Below are 4,295 nucleotides of genomic sequence, written 5' to 3'. Positions count from 1 at the left end.
CGATATGCCGACCCGATCGTCCGCTTCTTCTGCTGCTTGCGCCGGGCCGACAGCGTCACGGCGACCGCGGCGCTCGTGATGAGGACGAGCACGCCGGTGGCGTAGGCACCGCCCTGCGCGTCGACGTTGGCCTGGAAGATGATCGTGATCACGAAGGCGATCAGCGTGAAGATGATGACGAGCGGCCGGGTCGCCCGCGCCCACTGCGGCGCCATGCCGTAGCGGGGCAGGAACCGGGGCACGAGGTTGAGCAGGCCTGCCATCGCGCTCGCACCCGCGAACCACAGGATCGCGACCGTCGAGAAGTCGTACACCGAGCCGAACACCCCGCCGAGGTACTCGTGCGCCAGGTACGCCAGGGCACGACCGTTCGCCCCGCCACCCGGCTGGAACTCCTGCTGCGGGATGAGGAAGGTCGTGACGATCGACGAGGTGATGAGGAACGAGCTCATGATCACGGCGGCGACGGTGAGCAGGCGCTTCGTCCCGCGGATGCGTCCCTCGGGCCGGGGTCCGGCGCCGTCGGTGGCGTCGCCCCGGACCTGGGGCATCACCGCGACGCCGGTCTCGAAGCCGGACAGGCCGAGGGCGAGCTTCGGGAACACCACGAGCGCGATGCCGATCATCACCAGCGGGTTGCTGTGCTGGGCGGTCAGGCCGCTCCACCAGTCGCTCGCCACCATCGGGTGCTCGAACACGTGCCACAGGGACACCCCGACGACGATCGCGTTGAGGACGAGGTACACCGCGACGAGCCCCACGGCGATGCCGATGGCCTCCTTGAAGCCGCGGAGGAACACCACCCCGAGCAGGAGCAGGAGCGCGAGGGTGAGCGGCACGGGGATCTCGGTGAACCAGTGCGGTGTGAAGGGGTTCTCGGCGATGTGCGCCGTCGCGTCCGCCGCGGACAGCGTCATCGTGATCATGAAGTCCGTCACGGCGAACCCGAGCAGCACGAGCACGAAGAGCTTGCCGGCCCACCAGGGCAGGAGCTTCTCGAGCATCATGATCGACCCGGCGCCCCGGAAGCTGTCCTGCGCGACGCGGCGGTACACCGGCAGTGCGCCGAACAGCGTCACGAGCACGAGGACGATCGTCGCGATCGGCGAGAGGAGCCCCGCCGCGAGCGCGGCGATCGCGGGCTGGTACCCGAGGGTGGAGAAGTAGTCGACGCCCGTGAGGCACATGACGCGCCACCACGAGTGGGTCTTCTCGACCTCGACCTGGTGCGGCCCCTGGTGCGAGGCGCCCTGGTCGGCCCCGTGCAGCATCCAGCGACGCACACGGGTGCTGCGGTCGAGGGGAGGTTCGGTCGCGTCGTGGTCCGCGGCCCGCTCGGCGTCTGTCGCGGTCACGGAGACGATGCTAAGCCGTCCCGGGGACCGCACGCGCACATCCGGTCGACACGGTGGAGAACCTGCCCGTGCCTACTTCGAGCTGATCCGCGTGTACTTGTTCACCGACCACGGCACGAACACCACGAGCATGACCGCGATGCCGATCAGGACGGTCACCACCGGGTGCTGCATCGTCCAGATGTCCGGCACGGGCGCCGAGCCGACGTTGCCGAACAGTTCCCGCGCGGCCTGCACGAGGGACGACACCGGGTTCCACTCCGCGAACACCCGCAGCACGAGCGGCAGCGTGTCGCTCGGGACGAACGCGTTCGAGATGAAGGTCAGCGGGAAGAGGATCATGAACGAGGCGTTGTTGATCACCTCGGGCGTCTTGACACTCATGCCGAGCAGCGCCATCACCCAGCTGAACGCGTAGCTGAACAGCAGGAGCAGACCGATGCCGGCGAGGAACTCGAGCGGCGACGAGTTCACCCGCCACCCGACCGCGAGCCCGGTGAGCATCATGATCGCCATCGAGATCCCGTTGAGCACGAGGTCGGAGTTCGTGCGGCCGACGAGCACCGCGGACGCCGACATCGGCAGCGTGCGGAACCGGTCGATGAGCCCTTCCTTGAGGTCCTGCGCCATCGCCGAGCCCGAGAACGTGGCGCCGAACACGACGGTCTGCGCGAAGATGCCCGCCATCAGGAACTGTGTGTAGTCAGTCCCCTGCACCTGGATCGCGCCGCCGTAGACCTGGCTGAAGAGCAGGACGAACATGATCGGCTGCAGCACGGCGAACACGAGCATGTCCGGCGACCGCTTGATCTTGATGAGGTTCCGCTTCGTGACCGTCCAGCCGTCCTCGAACCAGACGGCGGCGGGCGAGGTGACGACGACGGGCAGCTGGCGTCCGAGTGCCGTGGGGGTCGCGGTGGCGGTCATCGTGCCGCCTCCTTCTGCTTGGTGGCCGCGGGTTCGACGGCATCGTCGTCCGTCGCGGCGTGGCCGGTGAGCCGGAGGAACACGTCGTCGAGGGTGGGGCGACGCATGCCGGCGTCGTGCAGCGCGATGCCGGCGTCGCCGAGGTCGGCGAGCACGCGCTGGAGCGCCGAGGGCCCGGCCTCGACCGCGACGGCGTGGGTGCGGCCGTCACCAGAGGCCTCGACCTCGCCCACGCCGTAGCGGCGGAGGACGGTCGTGGCTGCGTCGGCGTCGGACTCGTCGACCAGGGTCACGACGACGCGGTGGCCGCCGACCTGGGCCTTCAGCTGGTCGGAGGTGCCCTCGGCGATGACGGTCCCGCCGTCGATCACCGCGATGTCGTCGGCGAGCTGGTCCGCCTCTTCCAGGTACTGGGTGGTGAGGAGCACGGTCGTGCCGTCCGCCACGAGCCCCTCGATGATGCCCCAGAGCGCGAGTCGGCTGCGCGGGTCGAGGCCGGTCGTCGGTTCGTCGAGGAACAGCACCCTGGGGTTCATCACGAGGGCGCCGGCGAGGTCGATCCGCCGCCGCATCCCACCGGAGAAGCCCTTCACGGGGCGGTCCCCCGCCTCGGCGAGGTCGAACACGTCGATGAGCTCACGCGCCCGTTCGCGGGCCGTCCGGCGGCCGAGGTGGTAGAGCCGACCGATCATCTCGAGGTTCTCGAACCCGGTGAGGTTCTCGTCGACGGCGGCGTACTGCCCGGACACACCGATCGACCGGCGGGTCGCCTGCGGATCGGCGATGACGTCGATCCCGTCGATGGTCGCCGTGCCGGTGTCGGGCGTGATGAGCGTGGTCAGCACCTTGACCGTCGTCGTCTTGCCGGCGCCGTTCGGCCCGAGCAGGGCCTTGACGGTCCCCTGCGGCACCACGAGGTCGAGCCCGGCGAGCGCGTGCACCGGGCCGGACTTCGATCGGTAGGTCTTGGTCAGCGCGGAGGCTTCGATGATGGCCATGTCGCTCCCTTGTCGAGCATGGAACACGTCAGTGGGTCGGTGCCGCCCGCGACGCGCTACACGTCGAAGTCGCCACCGAAGTCGCTGAAGCCACCGCCGAAGTCGGATCCGCCGTCGCCCCAGCCCGCGTTGTCGAACCCGCCGCCGTCGGACGCGCCTGCGTCGGACGCTCCGCCGTCACCGGGGTCGGCACCAGTGTCCTCCGAACCACCGTCACCCGCAGCATCGGTACCGCCGTCGAACGATCCGGGGTCCGGCAGGAAGGCACTCATGATGGCGGAGCCGATCACGTAGCCGGCGACCGTGCCGAGGATCGAGGCGCCGATCATGCTGCCGAACGAGGGTCCGGAGCGCTGCCCGGCACCGCCGAACATCCCGCCGCGACCGTTCCCGACACCACCGAGCGAGCGCTCCATGAACCCGGGCTGGCGGATCTCCGAGCGCGTCGCGGCCTGGGCCAGCGACCGCGGGTCGTCGCCTCGCGGGGCCTCGCCGGCGGGGGCGGACCGGGTGAACTCGTCGAAGACCATCCGGCGCTGCTCGTCCGTCAGCTTCGCGAACGCCTCGGCGTGGACCTCCTCGATGCGCTCCGGCGGCGCCGTGCGGAGCAGGTAGCGGTAGCGCTCGACCGCGCGCTCGTCGTCGGTCGACGCTTGGCCACCCGCGGGTGCTCCGCCACCCCACTGCGGCGTGCCGTACGGGTCGCCGGTCGCCGGGGTGCCCGTGGCGGGCTGCTGGTAGGACTGCTGGCCGTAGCGGTACCCCTGCTGCTGCGGCTGCCCCCACTGGTTCTGCTGCGCGGCGCCGTTCTGGTCGCGCTCGGGGCGTCCGAGCAGGCGGTCGAGGAATCCCATGGTCGATGCTCCTTCGGGTGCGCACCGCCAGCGGCGGAGCCGTGCGTCCCGCCGGCGGCGGGACCGTGCGGCCCGCCGTCGAGCGGTGCCGTGGACTGCCACCCTAGGGAGCGCCGACGACCACTGACTGAACGCACGCACAGAGTCCCCCGAGAGCCGGC

General features: G+C 70.4%; 3 protein-coding genes and 1 pseudogene. All 4 read right to left on the bottom strand.

The genetic code is table 11. The features are described from left to right. Positions 1 to 1,271, bottom strand: a pseudogene (locus tag I5E_RS02620) (amino acid transporter); the annotation flags it as partial. Between the two features lie 156 nt (positions 1,272 to 1,427). Beyond that, positions 1,428 to 2,282, bottom strand: a complete 855-nt coding sequence (locus I5E_RS02615; RefSeq protein ID WP_022905617.1) for an ABC transporter permease — start codon at positions 2,280 to 2,282, stop codon at positions 1,428 to 1,430. Next, complete coding sequence (locus I5E_RS02610; protein WP_022905616.1) at positions 2,279 to 3,280, bottom strand: daunorubicin resistance protein DrrA family ABC transporter ATP-binding protein; 1,002 nt, start codon at positions 3,278 to 3,280, stop codon at positions 2,279 to 2,281. Before I5E_RS02610 ends, I5E_RS02615 begins: the two co-directional genes overlap by 4 nt. A gap of 56 nt (positions 3,281 to 3,336) precedes the next feature. Continuing rightward, complete coding sequence (locus I5E_RS02605) at positions 3,337 to 4,134, bottom strand: hypothetical protein (protein WP_022905615.1); 798 nt, start codon at positions 4,132 to 4,134, stop codon at positions 3,337 to 3,339. Between the last annotated feature and the right edge of the window lie 161 nt (positions 4,135 to 4,295).

The sequence above is a fragment of the Curtobacterium sp. B18 genome (genome assembly GCF_000333375.1).
GTDB lineage: Bacteria > Actinomycetota > Actinomycetes > Actinomycetales > Microbacteriaceae > Curtobacterium.
Note: the sequence above shows the minus strand (reverse complement) of the source record. Positions and strands in the feature narration are given on the sequence as shown.